Annotated in this window: 23 protein-coding genes; 3 read left to right on the top strand and 20 right to left on the bottom strand. The window is 68.6% G+C overall.

The genetic code is table 11. The features are described from left to right. Window positions 1-92: 92 nt before the first annotated feature. The 18 genes from yajC to GOAMR_RS04465 all read right to left on the bottom strand — a co-directional run bounded on the left by yajC (window position 93) and on the right by GOAMR_RS04465 (window position 15,831). Complete coding sequence (yajC, locus tag GOAMR_RS04550) at window positions 93-506, bottom strand: preprotein translocase subunit YajC (protein WP_005183248.1); 414 nt, start codon at window positions 504-506, stop codon at window positions 93-95. A 153-nt stretch (window positions 507-659) separates the two neighbouring features. Further along, complete coding sequence (gene ruvB, locus GOAMR_RS04545; protein ID WP_005183244.1) at window positions 660-1,742, bottom strand: Holliday junction branch migration DNA helicase RuvB; 1,083 nt, start codon at window positions 1,740-1,742, stop codon at window positions 660-662. A 19-nt stretch (window positions 1,743-1,761) separates the two neighbouring features. Further along, window positions 1,762-2,358: a Holliday junction branch migration protein RuvA gene (gene ruvA, locus GOAMR_RS04540; RefSeq protein WP_005183243.1), complete on the bottom strand. Its 597-nt coding sequence runs from the start codon at window positions 2,356-2,358 to the stop codon at window positions 1,762-1,764. A 102-nt stretch (window positions 2,359-2,460) separates the two neighbouring features. Continuing rightward, the gene (gene ruvC, locus GOAMR_RS04535; RefSeq protein ID WP_005183241.1) at window positions 2,461-3,027 is read right to left on the bottom strand and encodes a crossover junction endodeoxyribonuclease RuvC; all 567 of its coding nucleotides are present in this window, start codon (window positions 3,025-3,027) and stop codon (window positions 2,461-2,463) included. A 142-nt stretch (window positions 3,028-3,169) separates the two neighbouring features. After that, window positions 3,170-3,925, bottom strand: coding sequence for a YebC/PmpR family DNA-binding transcriptional regulator (locus GOAMR_RS04530; protein WP_005183238.1), 756 nt, complete (start codon window positions 3,923-3,925; stop codon window positions 3,170-3,172). A gap of 107 nt (window positions 3,926-4,032) precedes the next feature. After that, the gene (pdxT, locus tag GOAMR_RS04525) at window positions 4,033-4,698 is read right to left on the bottom strand and encodes a pyridoxal 5'-phosphate synthase glutaminase subunit PdxT (protein WP_005183234.1); all 666 of its coding nucleotides are present in this window, start codon (window positions 4,696-4,698) and stop codon (window positions 4,033-4,035) included. Continuing rightward, entirely contained in the window at window positions 4,695-5,564 is an 870-nt protein-coding gene (locus GOAMR_RS04520) for an acyl-CoA thioesterase (RefSeq protein WP_005183231.1), read from the bottom strand. Before GOAMR_RS04520 ends, pdxT begins: the two co-directional genes overlap by 4 nt. Before the next feature lie 134 nt (window positions 5,565-5,698). Next, window positions 5,699-6,253 (bottom strand): helix-turn-helix transcriptional regulator, encoded by a 555-nt coding sequence (locus GOAMR_RS04515; RefSeq protein ID WP_005183227.1) that lies wholly within the window; start codon window positions 6,251-6,253, stop codon window positions 5,699-5,701. 108 nt (window positions 6,254-6,361) lie between these two features. Then, window positions 6,362-7,066 carry a hypothetical protein gene (locus GOAMR_RS04510; protein ID WP_005183224.1) on the bottom strand — a complete coding sequence of 235 codons (705 nt, stop codon included), beginning with the start codon at window positions 7,064-7,066 and terminating at the stop codon, window positions 6,362-6,364. Continuing rightward, window positions 7,063-8,103 (bottom strand): PP2C family protein-serine/threonine phosphatase, encoded by a 1,041-nt coding sequence (locus GOAMR_RS04505; protein ID WP_005183221.1) that lies wholly within the window; start codon window positions 8,101-8,103, stop codon window positions 7,063-7,065. The genes GOAMR_RS04510 and GOAMR_RS04505 overlap by 4 nt, the downstream gene beginning before the upstream one ends. Window positions 8,104-8,144: 41 nt before the next feature. Beyond that, complete coding sequence (gene pdxS, locus GOAMR_RS04500) at window positions 8,145-9,032, bottom strand: pyridoxal 5'-phosphate synthase lyase subunit PdxS (RefSeq protein WP_083836848.1); 888 nt, start codon at window positions 9,030-9,032, stop codon at window positions 8,145-8,147. Window positions 9,033-9,217: 185 nt separating this feature from the next. Then, on the bottom strand, window positions 9,218-9,754 hold the full coding sequence (locus tag GOAMR_RS04495; protein WP_005183216.1) for a LemA family protein: 537 nt from the start codon (window positions 9,752-9,754) through the stop codon (window positions 9,218-9,220). A gap of 43 nt (window positions 9,755-9,797) precedes the next feature. Then, complete coding sequence (locus GOAMR_RS04490) at window positions 9,798-10,922, bottom strand: glycosyltransferase family 4 protein (RefSeq protein ID WP_005183213.1); 1,125 nt, start codon at window positions 10,920-10,922, stop codon at window positions 9,798-9,800. A 36-nt stretch (window positions 10,923-10,958) separates the two neighbouring features. Further along, window positions 10,959-11,882: a phosphatidylinositol mannoside acyltransferase gene (locus GOAMR_RS04485; RefSeq protein WP_040514374.1), complete on the bottom strand. Its 924-nt coding sequence runs from the start codon at window positions 11,880-11,882 to the stop codon at window positions 10,959-10,961. After that, window positions 11,879-12,580: a phosphatidylinositol phosphate synthase gene (gene pgsA / locus GOAMR_RS04480; protein WP_005183211.1), complete on the bottom strand. Its 702-nt coding sequence runs from the start codon at window positions 12,578-12,580 to the stop codon at window positions 11,879-11,881. The genes GOAMR_RS04485 and pgsA overlap by 4 nt, the downstream gene beginning before the upstream one ends. Next, window positions 12,580-13,167 carry an ATP adenylyltransferase gene (locus tag GOAMR_RS04475; protein ID WP_005183210.1) on the bottom strand — a complete coding sequence of 196 codons (588 nt, stop codon included), beginning with the start codon at window positions 13,165-13,167 and terminating at the stop codon, window positions 12,580-12,582. Before GOAMR_RS04475 ends, pgsA begins: the two co-directional genes overlap by 1 nt. Then, a complete protein-coding gene (thrS, locus tag GOAMR_RS04470; protein ID WP_005183209.1) occupies window positions 13,164-15,221 on the bottom strand; it encodes a threonine--tRNA ligase in 2,058 nt (685 codons plus the stop codon). Before thrS ends, GOAMR_RS04475 begins: the two co-directional genes overlap by 4 nt. A gap of 130 nt (window positions 15,222-15,351) precedes the next feature. Beyond that, a complete protein-coding gene (locus GOAMR_RS04465) occupies window positions 15,352-15,831 on the bottom strand; it encodes a TIGR02611 family protein (RefSeq protein WP_005183208.1) in 480 nt (159 codons plus the stop codon). A 335-nt stretch (window positions 15,832-16,166) separates the two neighbouring features. Between GOAMR_RS04465 and GOAMR_RS04460 the strand changes: the two genes are divergently transcribed. The 3 genes from GOAMR_RS04460 to GOAMR_RS04450 are packed head-to-tail and all read left to right on the top strand — an operon-like array spanning window position 16,167 to window position 17,757. After that, the gene (locus GOAMR_RS04460) at window positions 16,167-16,844 is read left to right on the top strand and encodes a recombinase family protein (protein WP_005183207.1); all 678 of its coding nucleotides are present in this window, start codon (window positions 16,167-16,169) and stop codon (window positions 16,842-16,844) included. Next, window positions 16,841-17,197: a hypothetical protein gene (locus GOAMR_RS23495; protein WP_005183206.1), complete on the top strand. Its 357-nt coding sequence runs from the start codon at window positions 16,841-16,843 to the stop codon at window positions 17,195-17,197. The genes GOAMR_RS04460 and GOAMR_RS23495 overlap by 4 nt, the downstream gene beginning before the upstream one ends. Then, on the top strand, window positions 17,194-17,757 hold the full coding sequence (locus GOAMR_RS04450) for a pyridoxamine 5'-phosphate oxidase family protein (protein ID WP_005183205.1): 564 nt from the start codon (window positions 17,194-17,196) through the stop codon (window positions 17,755-17,757). The genes GOAMR_RS23495 and GOAMR_RS04450 overlap by 4 nt, the downstream gene beginning before the upstream one ends. Before the next feature lie 54 nt (window positions 17,758-17,811). Here the strand turns inward: GOAMR_RS04450 and GOAMR_RS25470 are convergent, their stop codons facing one another. Both GOAMR_RS25470 and GOAMR_RS25465 read right to left on the bottom strand, forming a co-directional pair. Beyond that, window positions 17,812-18,276, bottom strand: coding sequence for a hypothetical protein (locus GOAMR_RS25470; protein ID WP_005183204.1), 465 nt, complete (start codon window positions 18,274-18,276; stop codon window positions 17,812-17,814). Beyond that, complete coding sequence (locus GOAMR_RS25465; protein WP_005183203.1) at window positions 18,273-18,698, bottom strand: ATP-binding cassette domain-containing protein; 426 nt, start codon at window positions 18,696-18,698, stop codon at window positions 18,273-18,275. The genes GOAMR_RS25470 and GOAMR_RS25465 overlap by 4 nt, the downstream gene beginning before the upstream one ends. Window positions 18,699-18,717: the final 19 nt, after the last annotated feature.

Here is an 18,717-nt window from a genome sequence, read left to right as displayed (position 1 = left end):
ACCGCACGAGACCGACCGTCCGGTGACGGCCGGTGGGCGGGTTCATCCTAGGTGTGGTTCAGCGGGAAAGGTCACGCGTCGGCGACGACGGCTCACTTCTCCAGGTCGGGCTTGCTGCTGCTCTCGGTGTCCGAGGGGGCGTCGTCCTCGTCCATGTAGTCGTCGGTGATGATGTCATCGTCATCATCGTCGAGATCGTCGAGGTAGGACGACGACGAGGGGGCGCCCGGGTAGGTTTCGGCGGCGTCCTCGGTCTGCACCACTCGCATGATCGCCAGCCGGTTCCAGCGGGTCACCACACCGGTGGCGATCTCCACGTCGATATAGTCGCTGTTGTCGGCGTCGACGACGGTGCCGAACAGGCCCGATGTCAGCTGCAGCCGCGAACCCACCGCCACATCGTTCTGCATTTCCTGCATTTCCTGCATCCGCTTCTTTTGTTTGCGGATGCTGATGAACATGAAGCCCGCCATGAGGGCGAGCAGCAGGGGGAAGAGTAATTCCATGGTGTGCGCTTCGATCCTTGATCGTGTCGTCAGGTGTTTCGGGCCGCACTGATCCACGCGGGAAGCGGCCCGACCTCTCCCCCTAGTGTGCCATGACGAATGTGTGGACCGGTCCCGCGCCTCCGGCCGCAGGCATTTCCCGGCGCCTGTGGCCTAGAGATCGTCGAACAGAGTGCCGGTGCCGCCGTCCCGGGCGCGGACGGCGAACGTCGCGTTCATCGCACCCGCGGGCGGGGTCAGACCCAGGTGGTGCCAGGCCGCGGCGGTGGCCAACCGGCCGCGCGGGGTGCGCGCGATCATGCCCGCCCGCACCAGGAACGGCTCACACACCTCCTCCACGGTGGCGGGCTCCTCGCCCACCGCCACCGCGAGTGTCGACACCCCGACAGGTCCCCCGCCGAACCCGCGGATCAGGGCGCCCAGGACGGCCCGGTCGAGCCTGTCGAAACCGAGGTCGTCGACGTCATAGACGGCCAGCGCCGCGCGGGCCACCGCGACAGTCACCTTGCCGTCGCCACGGACCTCGGCGTAGTCACGCACCCGGCGCAGCAGCCGGTTCGCGATCCGGGGGGTGCCGCGTGAGCGGCGGGCGATCTCGGTGGCCGCGTCAGGTCGCATCGCGATCCCGAGGATGCCCGCCGACCGGCGCAGCACCCGGACCAACTCATCTGTCTCGTAGAACTCCATGTGCGCGGTGAACCCGAACCGGTCCCGCAGCGGGCCGGTCAGTGAACCTGACCGGGTGGTGGCGCCGACCAGTGTGAACGGCGCGACATCGAGCGGGATGGAGGTGGCACCGGGCCCCTTGCCGACCACCACGTCGACCCGGAAGTCCTCCATCGCCAGGTACAGCATCTCCTCGGCGGGCCGGGCGATGCGGTGGATCTCGTCGATGAACAGCACGTCGCCCTCGACGAGGTTGGACAGCATTGCCGCGAGATCACCGGCGCGTTCGAGGGCCGGTCCGGAGGTGACGCGGATGGCCGAACCCATCTCCGAGGCGATGATCATCGCCAGCGACGTCTTACCGAGGCCGGGCGGCCCCGACAGGAGGATATGGTCGGGGGTACTGCCACGGCCCTTGGCACCCTGCAGCACCAGTTCGAGTTGTTCGCACACCTTGGGCTGGCCGATGAAGTCGGCCAGCGACCGGGGCCTCAACCCGGCGTCGAAGTCGCCGTCGCCGGGCATCGGCGCGGCACTGACCTCCGAATACTGCCCGGGATCTTCGCTCATCTCTACCTCCCGTCACCTGTCATGACGTCTTGCCGAGTGCGCCCAGTGCGGTACGCAATGCCGTGGACGCATCGGCGGCGGGATTGTCGGCGAGCACCGCCTGCACGGCCTTCTCGGCCGCCGCGGCGGTGAAGCCCAGACCCACGAGCGCCTCGCTGACCTGCCCGCGCACCGAACCCACGGAAACGCCCGCGCCCGGCCCACCCGGGCCGACCGGGAGGTCGACCTTGTCGCGCAACTCGACGACGAGCCGTTCGGCGACCCGCTTACCGATACCCGGCACCGATGTGAGCGCCTTGGTGTCCGACTCGGCCAGGGCCCGCCGCAGGGCGTCGGGCTCGAGAACGGCGAGGGTGGCCATCGCCAGTCGCGGCCCTACCCCGGTGACCGTCTGCAACAGCCCGAACAGCGCGCGGGCATCCGGGTCGATGAAGCCGTAGAGGGTCATCGAGTCCTCACGCACGATCATCGTGGTGAGCAGCGTGGCCTCGGTACCGCGCCGCACCGTGGCGACCGTGGGCGGGGTGACCAGCACCCGATAGCCGACACCCCCACAGTCGATGACCACATGGTCAAGGGCGATGTCGATCACCGGGCCGCGGACCGACGCGATCATCGAGCACCTCCTTTCGGGTGCCGCGCGTGGAGTTCGGAGGCCGACGCAATCATCGAGCACCTCCTTTCGGGTGCCGCGCGTGGAGTTCGGAGGCCGACGCAATCATCGACCACCTCCCGCGGCCTGGGCGACGCGGGCGCGGTGCCGGGCGGCAAGGGTGTCGGCCTTACGTTTGGCCTCCTCCATCCGCTCGGCCATCGGGCCGCGCCAGCAGTGACAGATCGCCAGCGCGAGCGCGTCGGCGGCGTCGGCGGGTTTCGGTTTGGTCTGCATGCCCAGGATCCGGGTGACCATAGCGGTGACCTGTGCCTTGTCGGCCCGGCCGCTGCCGGTGACCGCGGCCTTCACCTCCGACGGGGTGTGGAATCGGACCGGAACGTCACGCTGACCGGCCGCCAGGGCGATCACTCCCCCGGCCTGCGCGGTACCCATCGCCGTCGACACCTGGTTCTGGGCGAAGACGCGCTCGATGGCGACGACGTCGGGCTGATGGACGTCGAGCCAGTGGCAGGCCGCCGTGTACACGGCGAGCAGCCGCTGCGACAGCTCCATGTCGGTGGGTGTGCGCACCACGTCCACGTCAAGAGCGGTGACCGAGCGTCCCTTGCCGGACTCGACCAGCGCGATACCGCACCTGGTCAATCCCGGGTCCACACCCATCACCCGCACCCGCGCACCTCCCGGCTTTGAGAACAACTGTTCGACATCGTAGCGGGTCGGCGAGACAACCCGGCACACCAACACACTCCGGTGGCCGGCCCGGGAACCAAGAAGGCGCCGCCCGGGGGCGGCGCCTCAAGGAGCAAGTGGCTCAGTCGCTCTCGAGTTCGGCGAGCACCTCGTCGCTGATGTCGACGTTGCTGTACACGTTCTGCACGTCGTCGGAGTCCTCGAGCGCGTCGATCAGCTTGAACACCTTGCGCGCGCCGTCGGCGTCCACAGCGACCTCGACCGAGGCGCGGAAGCTGGCCTCCGCGGAGTCGTAGTCGATACCCGCGCCCTGCAGGGCGGAGCGGACCGCGATCAGGTCGGTGGGTTCGCTGACGATCTCGAAGGTGTCGCCGAGTTCGGTGACCTCCTCGGCACCGGCGTCGAGGACGGCCATGAGCACGTCGTCCTCGCTCTGGCCGTTCTTCTCCAGCGTGACCACACCCTTGCGGGTGAACAGGTATGCCACCGAACCCGGGTCGGCCATGTTGCCGCCGTTGCGGGTCATCGCCGTGCGCACCTCACCGGCCGCGCGGTTGCGGTTGTCGGTGAGACACTCGATGAGGATAGCGACACCGTTGGGGCCGTAGCCCTCGTACATGATGGTCTGCCAGTCGGCGCCGCCGGCTTCTTCGCCGCCGCCGCGCTTGCGGGCCCGTTCGATGTTGTCGTTGGGCACCGACGACTTCTTGGCCTTCTGGATGGCGTCGAACAGGGTCGGGTTACCCGCCGGATCGCCGCCACCGGTGCGGGCCGCCACCTCGATGTTCTTGATGAGCTTGGCGAACATCTTGCCGCGCTTGGCGTCGATGACCGCCTTCTTGTGCTTGGTGGTGGCCCATTTGGAATGGCCGCTCATAGTTCTCCCGGTGTCGTCGTTCCCGTTGCCTCGTGCGTCCCCCGGACAGACCCGCACGGACACGTTCACAATGCCTGCGCGCAATCGGCCCGTGGGTCGGCGTTCGATCAGGTGTCGATATTACCGACGCCACTACCGGCGGCGGAAACCTCCCGAACCATGTCGACGAAATAGGCGTGCACGCGGCGGTCACCGGTCACCTCCGGATGGAACGACGTGGCGAGCACCCCGCCCTGCCGGACGGCGACGATGCGCCCCTGCGCGGGGCCGTCGGGAACCGTGGCAAGCACCTGCACATCGGGTGACACCGACTCGACCCACGGTGCCCGGATGAACACCGCTCGCATCGGCCCGGCGTCCGGTCCGTCGGTGATCCCGTCGACCTCCAGATCGGTTTCGAAGGACTCGACCTGACGACCGAATGCGTTGCGGCGCACCGTGATGTCGAGAGCGTCGAGGTGCCTTGCGTCGGGCCGGGTGTCGAGGATCGTCCTGGCGAGCATGATCATGCCCGCACACGAACCGTAGGCGGGCATGCCGTCGGCCAGCCGCCGCACCAGCGGGTCGAACAGGTCGAGGACGGTCAGCAGGTGACTCATCGTGGTCGATTCACCGCCGGGGATCACCAGCCCGTCGACGGCGTCGAGTTCGGTGGTCCGGCGCACCGTGGTGGCCCGTGCCCCCGACGCTTCGAGCGCCGCGAGATGCTCGCGGACATCACCCTGCAGCGCCAGGACACCGATATGCGGCCGATGGTCAGCGTCGGTCGTCACGCCGGGGCCGCTCCCTTGTCCTGTCGTGCGTACTGGTCTTTGGGCAGCACCCGTCCGATGCGGGCAAGCCCTTCCTGGGTGACCGCGGCGACCATCCGGCCCTGCAGATCGAAGATCCGGCCCTGGGTCAGCGCGCGGCCGCCGGCCGCCGACGGTGAGGTCTGGTCATAGAGCAGCCAGTCGTCGGTGCGGAACGGCCGCAGGAACCACATCGCGTGGTCGAGGGAGGCACCTTGGGCCTGGACACCGCGATGCGGCACCCGCGAGGAGCCGAGCAGCGTCATGTCGCTCATGTACGCCAGCGTCGCGACATGGAAGACCTGGTCGTCGGGCAGCGGATGGCGGTACCTGAACCAGACGCGTTGCTGCGCGGCGAAATAGTCGTTGGTGACCATCTTCTCGCGCGGCACGATCCGGATGTCGAAGTTGTCCCACTCCCGGTAGACGGCCTTGTCCTCGGCGTTGGCGTCGTCGTGCCGGTCGAGCAGTTCGGTGGGTTGCGGGGCCGGCGGCATCAGGTCCTGATGTTCGAGGCCCTCGTCGTTGCGCACATGGAACGACGCCGACATGCTGAAGATGGTCTCGCCGTCCTGGATGCCGGTGACCCGGCGGGTCACGAACGACCGCCCGTCGCGGATCCGGTCGACCAGGAACACGGTTTGCTTGTCGGGGTTGCCGGGCCGCAGGAAGTACCCGTGCAGCGAATGCACGTGGTAGGTCTCGTCCACGGTGTGCGTCGCCGAGGTCAGGGCTTGGGCTGCCACCTGACCGCCGAAGGTCCGGACCAGGCTGCTCGCGAACGCCGGTCCGCGGTAGATGTCCTTCTCGATCGGTTCGAGACGCAGGATCTCCTCAATTGTTGCCACGCGATGAGTGTATTCGCCGTGGCGGATTCTGTTGACCGGGAACCGCCCATCGCCCGCCGATGCCCCCAAGGGCGGGTGATGAGCGGTCCGCTCGACGTGGGTCTCACAGGTCCCAGGTCTCCGGTCGCGGGTCTTCAGAGATCATCGAGTGAGACCAGGCCGTCCTGCACGGCGCGGGCCACCAGTGCGGCCTTGGTGGGGGCGGCCCGGCCGATGTCGGCGTACTTGGCCCGGATCCGGGTCAGGTGCGTGTTGACGGTGCCGAGTGAGATGTAGAGTTCCTGCGCCACAGCCGGTTTGGAGTCCAGCATCAGCCAGGTGCGCAACACCTCGATCTCCCGGTCGGTCAGCGCCGGACGTTCGTGATCGGAGGCCGTCGAGCAGGTGCAGACGCGGGCGGCAGGACGTTCGGTCTCCTCCTGCCCGACGTCGACGGTGCGGACCATCGACCGGGAGGCGGGGCCGGGCACCTGCGCCCCGGGCATCGGGCGGCCCGGCAGCGGCATGCTGCGGGCGGCCAGACGGGCGAGGGCTTCTTCGCGGCGGCGGGTGGCCTCTGCCTCACGCCGGGCGGTGGAGGTGCGGCTGCCGGCGGGAGCTCCGACGTAGCCGGGGCGGTGCACGACCTGGGTCGCGCGGGCAGAAGCGGCGGCGGGAATATTCTGCTGGTGCGAGGTGGTTGTCGTCATGGGTAGAACGCTATGGCGTCCCGGCCATCCCGTCGATGGGTAGATCTCCCCATCACCTGGGTAGTTCTACCCATTCGTAAACCCCCAGTTCAAAGCCCTTTTCGGGGCTCAGGACACCTGATTGCGCGCGGCTTCCGCATCGATCATGGGTAGATCGGCCCGCGAGACGATCCGCGAGGCCACCGCGTACTCGACGAGTTTGGCGCGACGGTTGGTGGCGAGCCTGCCGCCGCCCGCCCGCATCCCGGACACCCCGAGCTGGTCGAGCTTGTCACACACATTGTCGAGTTTGCGGTTGAACTTGGTGATCGACCACCCGAGCCGTCCCGCTGCCTGCGCCGACGACGGGATCGAGCTGGCGCCGGTGCCGTCGCGGCGCAGGATCTCCTCGGCCAGCACCACGATCAGCAGTTTCTGGCTCTCGGTGAGCATCGGCACGCCCTGTGTGGTGGTTCCGCTGATCATCGCGGGACCGGTCACCGCACCCACGGTGGGTTGCGGGGTGTGCACACTGAGCTCGTACGTGGTGGGGCCCGCGGTGAACACGATCGTCGACACCCCGTACACCAGCGGCATCTGCGCGCCGGGACCGAGCGTGGCGGTAAACCCGTCGCCCGCGGACACACTCACCGACAGGTGCGTGCCCAGGTTGCTCAGCCACCACAGCGCGTTCTGGTGGTACACCAGCAGAAACCGGCGGTGCAGGTACGGGTTGTCGTCGATGGTCAGGTCGGCCTCACGACCGATCGAGAACCGTGCGCCCGCACCCAGCGGGAACTGTTCCCCGCAGTATTCGACTACCGCGGTGCTCACACCGAGGCATCCTCGGCTGCGGCGTCGGGGGCGGCCGTCTCGGGAGCCGCGTCAGCGGGATCCCCGGTAGTGGGAACCGCGGTATCGGGAACCGCGGCATCGGGAACCGCGGCATCGGGAGCTGCGGCAACGGGTTCTGCGGTATCGGGAGCTGCGGTGTCAGGAGCTGCGGGATCCGTCGTGTCCGCGGCAGACTCGGCCGGACCGGTACCGTCCGACTCCGCCGGCACGGTGGCATCACCGTCGGCGTCCTCGGCCACCGCGTCGGAGACCGCCACCATGACGACGGTGACGTTGTCGTGGGCGCCGAGCGCATGGGCGCCGGCGACCAGCGCCGCGACCGCGTCCTTGGGACTCTGCATCTCGGCGAGAATCTCCTCGATCTCGCCGTCGGGCAGTTCCCCGGTCAGGCCGTCGGTGCACATCAGCAGCACGTCGCCGGCGACCGCGGGGAACGAGTAGAAGTCGGCCTCCGGTGCGATCATTCCGGCGCCGAGAGCCCGGGTGATCACATTGCGCCGGGGATCGGTACGGGCCTGCTCGGCCGTGATGAATCCGGCGTCGATGAACTCCTGGACCTGCGAATGGTCGACGGTGACCTGCTCCAGCACACCCTGCGCGTACCGGTAGGTGCGCGAGTCGCCGATGTTGAGCACCAGCCAGTGCGGGCGGTCGTCGTGGGTGACCAGGACGACACCGGTGGCGGTGGTCCCCGCCCGCCGGTGCGCGCCCGGGTCGATCTCGTCGATCTGCTGCTGTGCGGTGGTGAGCAGGTCGATCAGCGAGGTCTGGGTTTCGGTACGGTCACCACCGCAGACCACCCCGTCGAACGCCCGCAGAGCGGTCTCGCTCGCGACCTCGCCACTCTCGTGACCGCCCATGCCGTCTGCGACGAAGTACTTGCCGGGCCGGACCGAGGCGGCGTCCTCATTGGACTCCCGGACCCGGCCGACGTCGCTGTTGGCCGCCCAGCTCAGCGTGAGCGGACCGACGGTGTCGGTTCCGCATCGAGAGTCATCGCGAATGATCAAGTCCACTGAATCTCCCTCGGATGCGCCCATCGTTGCGTGTACCGGCCTTACCAGCCGCGCTCGGCCAGTCGGTGCGGCTGCGGGATCTCGTCCACATTGATCCCGACCATCGCCTCGCCCAGCCCGCGCGACACCTTGGCCAACACGTCGGGGTCGTCGTGGAAGGTGGTGGCCTGCACGATCGCCGCGGCCCGCTGAGCCGGATTGCCGGACTTGAAGATACCCGATCCGACGAACACACCCTCAGCACCGAGCTGCATCATCATCGCCGCGTCGGCCGGGGTGGCGATGCCGCCCGCGGTGAACAGCGTGACCGGCAGCTTTCCTGCCTCGGCGACCTCGGCGACGAGTTCGTACGGGGCCTGCAGTTCCTTGGCCGCCACATAGAGCTCGTCCTTGGGCAGCGAGGTCAGCTTGCGGATCTCGTCGCGGATCTTACGCATGTGGGTGGTGGCGTTGGAGACGTCGCCGGTGCCGGCCTCACCCTTGGAGCGGATCATCGCCGCGCCCTCGGTGATGCGGCGCAGCGCCTCACCGAGGTTGGTCGCACCGCACACGAAGGGCACGGTGAACTGCCACTTGTCGATGTGATTGGCGTAGTCGGCGGGGGTGAGCACCTCCGACTCGTCGACGTAGTCGACGCCGAGGCTCTGCAGGACCTGGGCCTCCACGAAGTGGCCGATACGGGCCTTGGCCATGACCGGGATGCTGACGGCGGCGATGATGCCGTCGATCATGTCGGGATCACTCATGCGCGACACGCCGCCCTGAGCGCGGATATCGGCCGGCACACGCTCGAGCGCCATCACCGCGACCGCACCCGCGTCCTCGGCGATCTTCGCCTGCTCGGGGGTGACCACATCCATGATCACGCCGCCCTTGAGCATTTCGGCCATTCCGCGCTTAACCCGGGCTGTGCCCTGGAACTGACTCACTGACTCTCCTGCTTCGATGTCGTTCACTCGCGGACGGCCGAAGGCCGGGCCCGATTCGGGGCGGGTGCCGGTGGCCGCACGTGCGTGTTGCCCATTAAGTCTAGGCGAGGGATCGGCGATAGCCACAGCGACCTACTTCCGTTGAACGATCAGGGACCGGACAGGCAGGTGTCCGGCGGCGGCGGTCAGCGTTCGATGATCTCGAAAAACTGCGGCAGCGGCGCGGTTCCGCCCAGATGCAGCCACCGCACGAGGCGGCGTTCGCCGAGGCTGCGGGTATCGCGGACGGCGTCGTTGTAGAACCGGCGTGCCATCATCACCCGGGTCTCGGCGTCGGCGAGTTCGGCGACCAGGGCCGCGGGCCGCCGGGTGGCGTCGGTGCGGGCCAGCGCCGCCGACAGCGCGTTCTCGGCAGCCTCACGGATATCGGGGTCGGCGCGTTCGGCGTGATCGGCCGCGGCCACCAGGCCGCGCGCCCGCTCCAGCGCCTCGGCGGAGGCGCCCGGGTCGTCGGCGATTCCGGCCGCCACCAGCCGGGCCACCACGGCGCGGCGCGACAGTGCCGCCTCCAGCGCACCCCGGGCCAGGTCGACGCGCACATTGAGCCGGTCCAGCCGGACCGCGGCCTTGTACGCCCACCAGCCGGCGAGCAGCAGAATCAGCACCACGACCGTCACGATGGCCACGAGCGGTCCGGGAACGGTCAATCCCGAGATGTGCATGGGTCAGCGGATCCTTCGGTCGGGGCCTTCTGGCGGGGAGCGGTCAGTCGGAGATGATGACGGGACCGGCCCCGACGGTGACGGTTTCGTAGACCCGCAGGATCTGATCGGCCACCCGCGACCAGTCGTACCGGGCCGCGCGCGCCTGCGCCCGCGCGACCAGTTCGGCGCGCGAGACGTCGTCGCCGAGGAGGTCGATGACGGCGGTGGCCAGACCCTCGGCGGACCCGGTGGGGACCAGCCGGCCGGCCCGGCCGTCGTCCAGGACGCGGCGGAACGCGTTGAGATCGCTGGCGACGACCGCGGCGCCGGCGGCCATCGCCTCGACCAGCACGATGCCGAAGCTCTCACCGCCGAGGTTGGGTGCGCAGTACACATCCACCGACCGCAACGCCCGCGCCTTGGTGGCGTCGTCGACCTGGCCGAGGAACACCAGATGATCGGCCAACGCCCCGGCCCGGCGGCGCAGTGCCCGCTCGTTGCCGCCGCCGACCACCAGCACCCGGACCTTCGGGAAGCGTTCGACGATCGACGGCAGTGCCCGCATGAGAATGTCGACGCCCTTGCGGGGTTCGTCGTAGCGGCCGAGGAACAGGATCGAGCCACCCTCCCACGGATAGCCGTCGAGCGGTTCGGCGTCGGCGAAACCCGACACACTGATGCCGTTGGGGATTTCTACCGCGTCGGAGCCGAGCGATTCCATCTGCCAGCGCCGCGCCAGCTCCGATACGGCGATCTTGCCGGCGATCCGCTCGTGGTACGGCCGCAGGATGCCCTGGAACACGGTCAGCCACAACGATCGGGTGGTGGCGGTGTGAAAGGTGGTCACGATCGGCCCGGAGGCCACCATCAGCGCCAGCATCGACGTCGACGGCGAGTTGGGTTCATGTACATGCAGGACGTCGAACTCGTTCTCGGCGATCCAGCGCCGCAGCCGCATGTAGCCGTTCGGGCTGAAGTTCACCCGGGACACCGACCCGTTGTAGGGAATGGCCAGAGCCGGGCCGACCGACACCACGTAGTCGGGCAGGACGGTGCTGTCGGCGGCCGGGGCGAGCACGCTGACCTGGTGGCCGCGCCGGCCGAAGACCTCGGCCAGCTCCACCACGTGGGCCTGCACGCCTCCGGGTACGTCGAAGGAGTACGGACAGATCATGCCGATCTTCACGGCTCGACCACAGTTTCCGGTGTTGTCGCTGTCATGTCAGCCATCTTGGGGTGTTCCCTCGATCCGCGCGCGGCGTTCGTCGGACCAGTCCGCCTCCCACAGCGGCTGCAGCATGTGCCAGTCGACGGGGTGGGCGGCGATATTGGCCTGGTAGGCGTCGGCGAGGAGCTGGGTGGTGGCCTCGACACCGCCGGAGGTGTCGAGCGCCGGCCCGCAGCGCAGTTCGGAGGTGGGTGCGTCGGTGAACCAGTGATGCGCCACCTTCAGCGCCGCACCGGTTTCGATGGCCAGGCGGGCCGGGCCTGCCGGCATCCGGGTCTTCTCGCCGAAGAACTCGACCTCGATGCCGTGTCGGGCGAGGTCCCGGTCCCCGAGCAGACAGATGATGCCACCGGCCCGCAACCGCTCGGCGAGGACGGTCATCGGGGGCTGTTCACCGCCGGACAGCGGGAAGATCTCGAATCCCAGCGATTCGCGGTAGTCGACGAAGCGGGTGAACAGGGATTCGGGTTTGAGGCGTTCGGCGACGGTGGCGAACTTCCCGTAATGCGCGACCAGCCACACCCCGGCCATGTCCCAGTTGCCCGAATGCGGCAGGGCGATGACGACGCCCTTGCCGCGGCCGACGTCCTCGGCGAGCCACGCCTGGTCCTCTTCCGGCAGGGTGACGGACCGGACGGCCTCGTCCGTCGGCATCGACGGCAGCCGGAACGCCTCGTACCAGTAGCGGGCGTACGAGCGGACCGACGCCTCGACGGTGGCGTCGGGCACCGCGGCCGGCGCGACGCCGAGGACGCGGGCCAGGTTGCGCCGCAGCTGTGCCGGTCCGCCGCCGCGCCGTCCGGCCAGCCCGGCGCCCTTGTCGAACAGGCCGCGACCGACGCTGTCCGGGACGTGGCGGACCGCCGACCAGCCCAGGCCGTAGCCGAAGTCGGTGAGGCGCTCGGACATCGAGGTCATCGCGGGTCGCTGCCCGCCGCGTCGTCGCCGTCGCCGTTGGCCTCGCCGTCGCGCTTGTCCTCGGTGTCGGCCTTCGCCGCGATCGGGATCAGGTCGCGGGCGCCGGGCGACGAAGCGATCGAATGCATCCGCTGGAAGACGGTGATGATGCTGCCTGCGGCGAGCAGCCACATGGCGACGTGGACGGCCCACCAGATACCGAGGCCGGTGAAGCCCGATCCGACGAGCACGATGATCAGCCGGTCCGGGCGTTCGATGAGGCCGCCGTCGCCGTACAGCCCCGACGCCTCGGCGCGCGCCTTGGCGTAGGAGATGACCTGCGAGGTGACCAAACAGATCAGGGTGGCCACGAACAGCAGCTGGTGCGGCTTCTCCACCATGCACCACCAGGCCAGGCCGGCGAAGATCGCGCCGTCGGCGATCCGGTCGCAGGTGGCGTCGAGGACCGCCCCGAACCGGGTGCCGCCGCCGCGGGCCCGGGCCATCGCACCGTCGAGCATGTCGAACATGACGAACAGCCAGATGACCAGGGTCCCGGCGAACAGGTAGCCCATCGGGAACAGTGTCAGCGCGGCGGCGATGGTGGCGACCGTGCCGATGACGGTCATGATGTCCGGGGTGAGCCCGGTGGCCAGCAACGCCTTGCCGATGGGCGCGGTGACCTTCGACACCGAGGCCCTGCCCAGGATGCTCAGCATCAGATGGTCTCCGCCCCGGACCCAGGCCACAGTTCACGCCACTTGGCGGCCAGCAGCGCGCGGGTGTCCCGCAGCAGCTGCGGGATCACTTTGGCATCGCCGACGACGGTGATGAAGTTGGCATCGCCCACCCAGCGCGGAACGATGTGCTGGTGCAGGTGCTCGGCCAGCGACCCACCGGCCGCATAGCCGAGGTTCAGTCCCACATTGAACGCGTTCGGGTTGGACACGGCCTTGATGGTGCGGATGGTGTGCTGGGTGAACGTCATCAACTCCGACGACTCGGCCGGTGTCAGGTCTTCGAGGTTGGCGACCTGCCGGTACGGCACCACCATCGTGTGCCCGGCGTTATACGGGTACAGGTTGAGCACCGCGTACACCGATTCACCGCGGGCCAGGATCAGGCCCTCCTCGTCCGACATGGTCGGGATGTCGAGGAACGGGTGACCGGACTTGCCGGTCGAGCGGGGTTCGGCGGTGATGTAGGTCAGCCGGTGCGGCGTCCACAGCCGCTGCAGCTGGTCGACGTCGCCGGTGCCCACATCCCGGATCTCCCCTGGCCGGATCTCCCCTGGCGTCTCGGTCATGTCGCCGACCCGTCGGTGAACAACTCCGCTGTCGGGGACTCGTTGCGGCGCGCGGACACCCAGTCGGCGATGAGCGTCACCGCGTTGTCGACGGGCACACCGTTGACCTGGGTGCCGTCGCGGAACCGGAAGCTGACCGCACCCGCCTCGGCGTCGCGTTCTCCGGCGAGCAGCATGAACGGCACCTTACCGGTGGTGTGGGTGCGGATCTTCTTCTGCATCCGGTCATCGGAATAGTCGACCTCGGCGCGGATACCCCGCGCCTTGAGCTGCTCGATGACACCGTCGAGATGGTCGACGAAGGCCTCGGCGACAGGGATACCGACGACCTGGACCGGAGACAGCCACGCCGGGAACGCGCCCGCGTAGTGCTCGGTGAGCACACCGAAGAACCGTTCGATGGATCCGAACAGCGCGCGGTGGATCATCACCGGGCGGTGTTTGCCGCCGTCGCTTCCGGTGTAGTCGAGTTCGAACCGATCCGGCAGCATCAGGTCGACCTGGATGGTCGACATCTGCCAGGTGCGGCCGATCGCGTCGCGGGCCTGCACCGAGATCTTGGGTGCGTAGAACGCTGCGCCCCCGGGGTCGTCGACGAGCTCAAGCCCGAAGCTCGAGGCGGCCTCCCGCAGTACCTCGGTGGCCTCCTCCCACGACTCGTCCGAACCGATCGACTTGTCGGGGTTGCGGGTGGACAGCTCGAGGTAGAAGTCGTCGAGACCGTAGTCGCGCAGCAGGTCGAGCACGAACTGCAGAAGCGAACGCACTTCCTCGCCCATCTGCTCACGGGTGCAGTAGATGTGGGCGTCGTCCTGGGTGAAGCCACGGGCCCGGGTCAGGCCGTGCACCACGCCGGACTTCTCGTACCGGTAGACGGTGCCGAACTCGAACAGCCGCAGCGGCAGTTCGCGGTAGGACCGGCCGCGGGAGCGGAAGATCAGGTTGTGCATCGGGCAGTTCATCGGCTTGAGGTAGTAGTCGATGGCCGGCCGGCGCAGCGTGCCGTCGCTGTCGCGTTCCTCGTCGAGCTGCATGGGCGGGTACATGCCGTCGGCGTACCAGTCCAGGTGCCCGGACAGTTTGAACAGTTCGCCCTTGGTGGCGTGCGGGGTGTAGACGAACTCGTACCCGGCCTGCGCGTGCCGTAGCCGCGAGTAGTCCTCGAGTTCCTTACGGATGATGCCGCCCTTGGGGTGGAAGACGGGCAGACCGGAGCCGATCTCGTCTGGGAAGCTGAACAGGTCCAGTTCGGTGCCGAGGCGACGGTGGTCGCGCTTCTCGGCCTCGGCGAGGCGCTCGAGGTAGGCGTCCTGGGCCTCCCTGGATTCCCAGGCGGTGCCGTACACGCGCTGCAGGCCGGCGTTCGCCTGGTCGCCGCGCCAGTAGGCGGCCGAGCTGCGGGTCAGTGTGAACGCGGCGATGTACTTGGTGGTGGGCACGTGCGGGCCGCGGCACAGGTCGCACCATTCGCGGTCGCCGGTGCGCGGGTTGAGATTGTCGTAGACGGTGAGTTCCCCGCCGCCGACCTCCATGACCTCCGAGTCGTCGGCGGCGCCCTTGTCGTCGATCAGTTCGAGCTTGTACGGCTCGGCGGCCAGTTCGGCGCGGGCCTCGTCCTTGGAGGAGTAGACGCGGCGAGAGAAGCGCTGCCCGGACTTGATGATCTGCTTCATCTTCTTCTCCAAGGTCGCCAGATCCTCGGGGGTGAAGGGTTCGGCAACATCGAAGTCGTAGTAGAAGCCGTCGGTGATGGGCGGGCCGATACCGAGGCGGGCGTCGGGGAACACGTCCTGCACGGCCTGCGCGAGGACGTGCGCGCACGAGTGGCGGATAACCATACGGCCGTCGTCGGTGTTGGCGGCGACGGGTTCGACGTCGGTGTCGGCCTCGGGTGCCCACGACAGGTCCTTGAGGTTGCCCTCCGCGTCACGGACCACCACGACGGCCTCGGGGCCCTTGTTGGGCAGATCGTGCTCGCGGAGCGCGGTACCCGCGGTGGTCCCAGCTGGCACACGGATCGTGGCGGGGCTGGTCACCAGAACATCATCGGGCACGGCGGATTCTCCTCGATCAGGGAAACGGCGGGTTTACCCCGTGATCGTATCGTGGCCGCCCTGCGGGCTTGTCAGTCCTCACCCGGCGTGGTGGCGCGGCGGTGAATTGCCCGGGCCGATCGGGGATCGGTCAGCCGAAGACGGGACTGGCCAGCCACTCGGCGTCGACGTTGAACCATCCCACCGCCGTGTACAGCACCCCCATCACCCACAGCGAGCCGAGGACGATCGCGCAGGTGCCCAGCGCGAACACACCCTGCACCGACCAGTGTTGCCGGCCGTACCAGACCGACCAGGCGTCGTACTTTCCCTTGCCGAACACGAGCGCGCGGTGTGCCCAGGCGAACTCCGAGGCGAGGATCCCGAGTCCGGCGAAGACGATCAGCCAGCCCGGTCCCGGGTACGGGATGGCGACGATCCCGCCGGCGAGCACCACCGCACCCACCACCGCGACGCTCAACCGGTAGACCAGGTTGGCGTGGGGGCGGTCGCGGATCGACGCGCGCCACGCCCTGAACCCGGCGAAGCGTTCACGTTTGTGGGCGGCGGCCTTGTCGTCGGCTGAGCCGGAGGCGACTTCGCCGGATACGGCGGACTCCGGGTCGGCCATGACGTCTCCTGTGGTGGTCGCGGGGCGGCAGTGCCCGGTGCGGTCGTTCCCCGGGCTTCCCTGCCAGGGTAGTGGAATGCCCGATTCCGGCGCCCGTCCAGAATCGGGGTCCGGTACGGTGCTGCGGTGCCGGAGCTTTCGCGTCTCAAAAAGTCTCAAATTCTCACTATTCGAGTGTCTCCTTATCTCAGATCAGTCGCATTATCAGTCTCACTTTCAGTCTCGTAACTTTTCCCAGGTAAAGTACTATGCACTAAAGATTCCACAGGTCGCCGACCTCCCTTTCCTTCATTTCAATACGCGACAATCTGACTCTTTTGAGATACGATCTCGATATGGCAATCGATGATTCCGCTGTGCCGTCCGGCGAAATGCTCGGCTACGCACGGGCAAGCGCAGGACAGCTCGCGGCCGACGAGCAGTTCGACACGCTCAATGCCGCCGGTGTCAGCGGGTTCCGCATCTACAGCGACGTCCACAGCCCCGGCTCCCCCACCCCGCACCGGCCCGGGCTGGCGGCTCTGCTGGACTACGCGCGGGCCGGTGACACCGTCGTCGTCGCGAGCATCGACAGGCTCGGCGCCACCCCCGACGAGGTCATGAAGACCGCTCGCACGCTTCTGGGACGAAGCCTGCGGCTGCGTTCGGTGCAGGAGGGTCTCGACACCGCTGACGCAGCCGGCCGCATGATCGTCGGCGTGCTCGCCTCGCTGGCGAATCTGTCCGACGAGTCCGCCGCCCCACACCGTGAGGACCCGCCCCGTGATGACCGGCCACGGCCGCCCGAACGGCGAGCCTTCACCGTGCCCCACCCGCGCGTGGACACCCGCGACGGTTCGGTCGGGCGGCCCCGCGCCCTCACCGACGAACAGATTGAGATCGCGCGCCGCCGGCGCGCCCTCGGCGAGCCGGTGCCGACCATCGCCGAGTCGCTTGGCGTCAGCCGCGCCACCCTGTACCGGACGCTCGCCCAAGAGGACCGGGCACCTGGGCATCGGGAGGGCGGCCGATGAACACGCACGAGGTGGTCCACCCCTCCCCTGACAGTGCGCTTGATCTCGACGAGTTTCACCGGGGTTTCGGCGACGCCGTCGACTATCTCGAATCGCTGCCCGGGCCGTGGGCGTGCCATCACGCGGCGACGACCCTGGAACTGCCGCTGCCCTGCACCGGCGATGCCAGCCATGTCCGTGGTTATCGGGCGGCGTTGTTCGGGTATCTGCGCGGCGGGCCGCTCGAGGGCGTGCCGGCCCCGATCGGTGACGCCGTGGAGGCGGTGGTTCCCGCGCTCCCGGCCGGTTTGAGGGACGGGAGCCGGGTTCGGGACCGAATTGTCGTAGCCGGGGCGCATACTGACCGACCATGAACCTGCGTTCGGCCACACCCGACAATCCACTCCCCGACGCCGGTGCGCTGGCGCCGGTCGTCCCCACCGTCGTCGACCGTCCCGCGATGCCCGACGGCTACGGCGTCGAGAACGCGACCGTCACCCTCGGCTGGGAGTCGGTGGCGGCCAAGCTCGCGGCCTCGAAGCACTACTGGCTGGGTTCGGTACGTCCGGACGGCACCCCGCACGCCATCCCCCGGTGGGGCGTGTGGGTGGACAACCGCTTCTTCTACGACGGGGCGCCCACCACCGTCCACGCCCGGAATCTGGAAGCCAACCCGGCCTGCACCCTCACCCTCGAAAGCGGCACCGATGTGGTGATCGTCGAAGGCACCTCGGTCGCGGTCCGCGCCCTCGGCGACGGGTTCGGGAGTCGCCTGGCGCAGGCATTCGGCAAGTACCACGACCTCGACTACCAACCCGGTGCGGCCTCGTGGGAATCCCCCACCGACGGTGGCGGTCTGCGCGTGATCACCCCGCACCGGGCGATGGCCTGGTCGAAGTTTCCCGAGGACTGCACCCGGTTCCGGTTCCACTGACAGGCCCGGCCGAGTCAGCCCTCACGCGTGGGTCCGCACAGCGGTGGGACCCGGTCAGGGCCGGCGGTGGGACCGGTACAGGCGGCGCACCACGTCCTCGATGTCGGGTTCGGCGATCGTCAGGTCGCGGATCTCGGCATGACGAGCGATGTCGGCCAGGACCGCTCCGACGGTGACGCCGGTGGTGTCGAAGGCGAACACGTGACGCAGACCGCCCGCCTGCACCCCCACCGCGCGGGTACCGGGCGGGGTGGGCAGCCCCGGCTCGGGGCGGTCCAGGTCGACGGTGAGGACACGTTCGGCACCGACCGCCGTCGACAGACCGCCGAGAGTTCCGTCGTAGGCGAGTCTGCCGTGATCGACCACCAGCACCCGCTCGCACAGGCGCTCGATGTCGCCCATGTCATGTGTGGTGAGCAGCAGTGTGGTGCCGCGTTCGCGTCGTTCGGCGATGAGGAACTCCCGCAGCCGCTGCTTGGACAGCACGTCCAGGCCGATCGTCGGTTCGTCGAGAATCACCAGGCCGGGGTGGTCAGGAAGTCGGCCATCTCAAGCTGCTCGGTGAGCTCGTCCCGCCGCGTACGCAACACCGGGCCGGGAACGTGGTGGATGGCGCCGAGGATGTCGAAGGATTCGCGGACCGGCAGATCCCACCACAGTTGGGATCGTTGCCCGAACACCACACCCACCTCGCGGGTGAGGGCGCGCCGGTCCTTCAGCGGCCGCAGCCCACAGGTGGTGACCGTGCCGGAGGTGGGCACGAGGATACCGACGAGCATCTTGATGGTCGTCGACTTGCCGGCACCGTTGGCGCCGATGTATCCGACGGCCTCCCCCTCGGCGACGGTCAGGTCGAGGCCGTCGACCGCGGTGATCGTGCGCCGGCGCAGGCCGTCGCGCACGGTGAACTCACGGGTGAGGTGGTGGGTTTCGATGATCACACCGTTCTCCGTTCCGTTT

The organism is Gordonia amarae NBRC 15530 (genome assembly GCF_000241345.1).
GTDB lineage: Bacteria > Actinomycetota > Actinomycetes > Mycobacteriales > Mycobacteriaceae > Gordonia > Gordonia amarae.
This window is presented reverse-complemented; position numbering and strand designations above follow the sequence as displayed.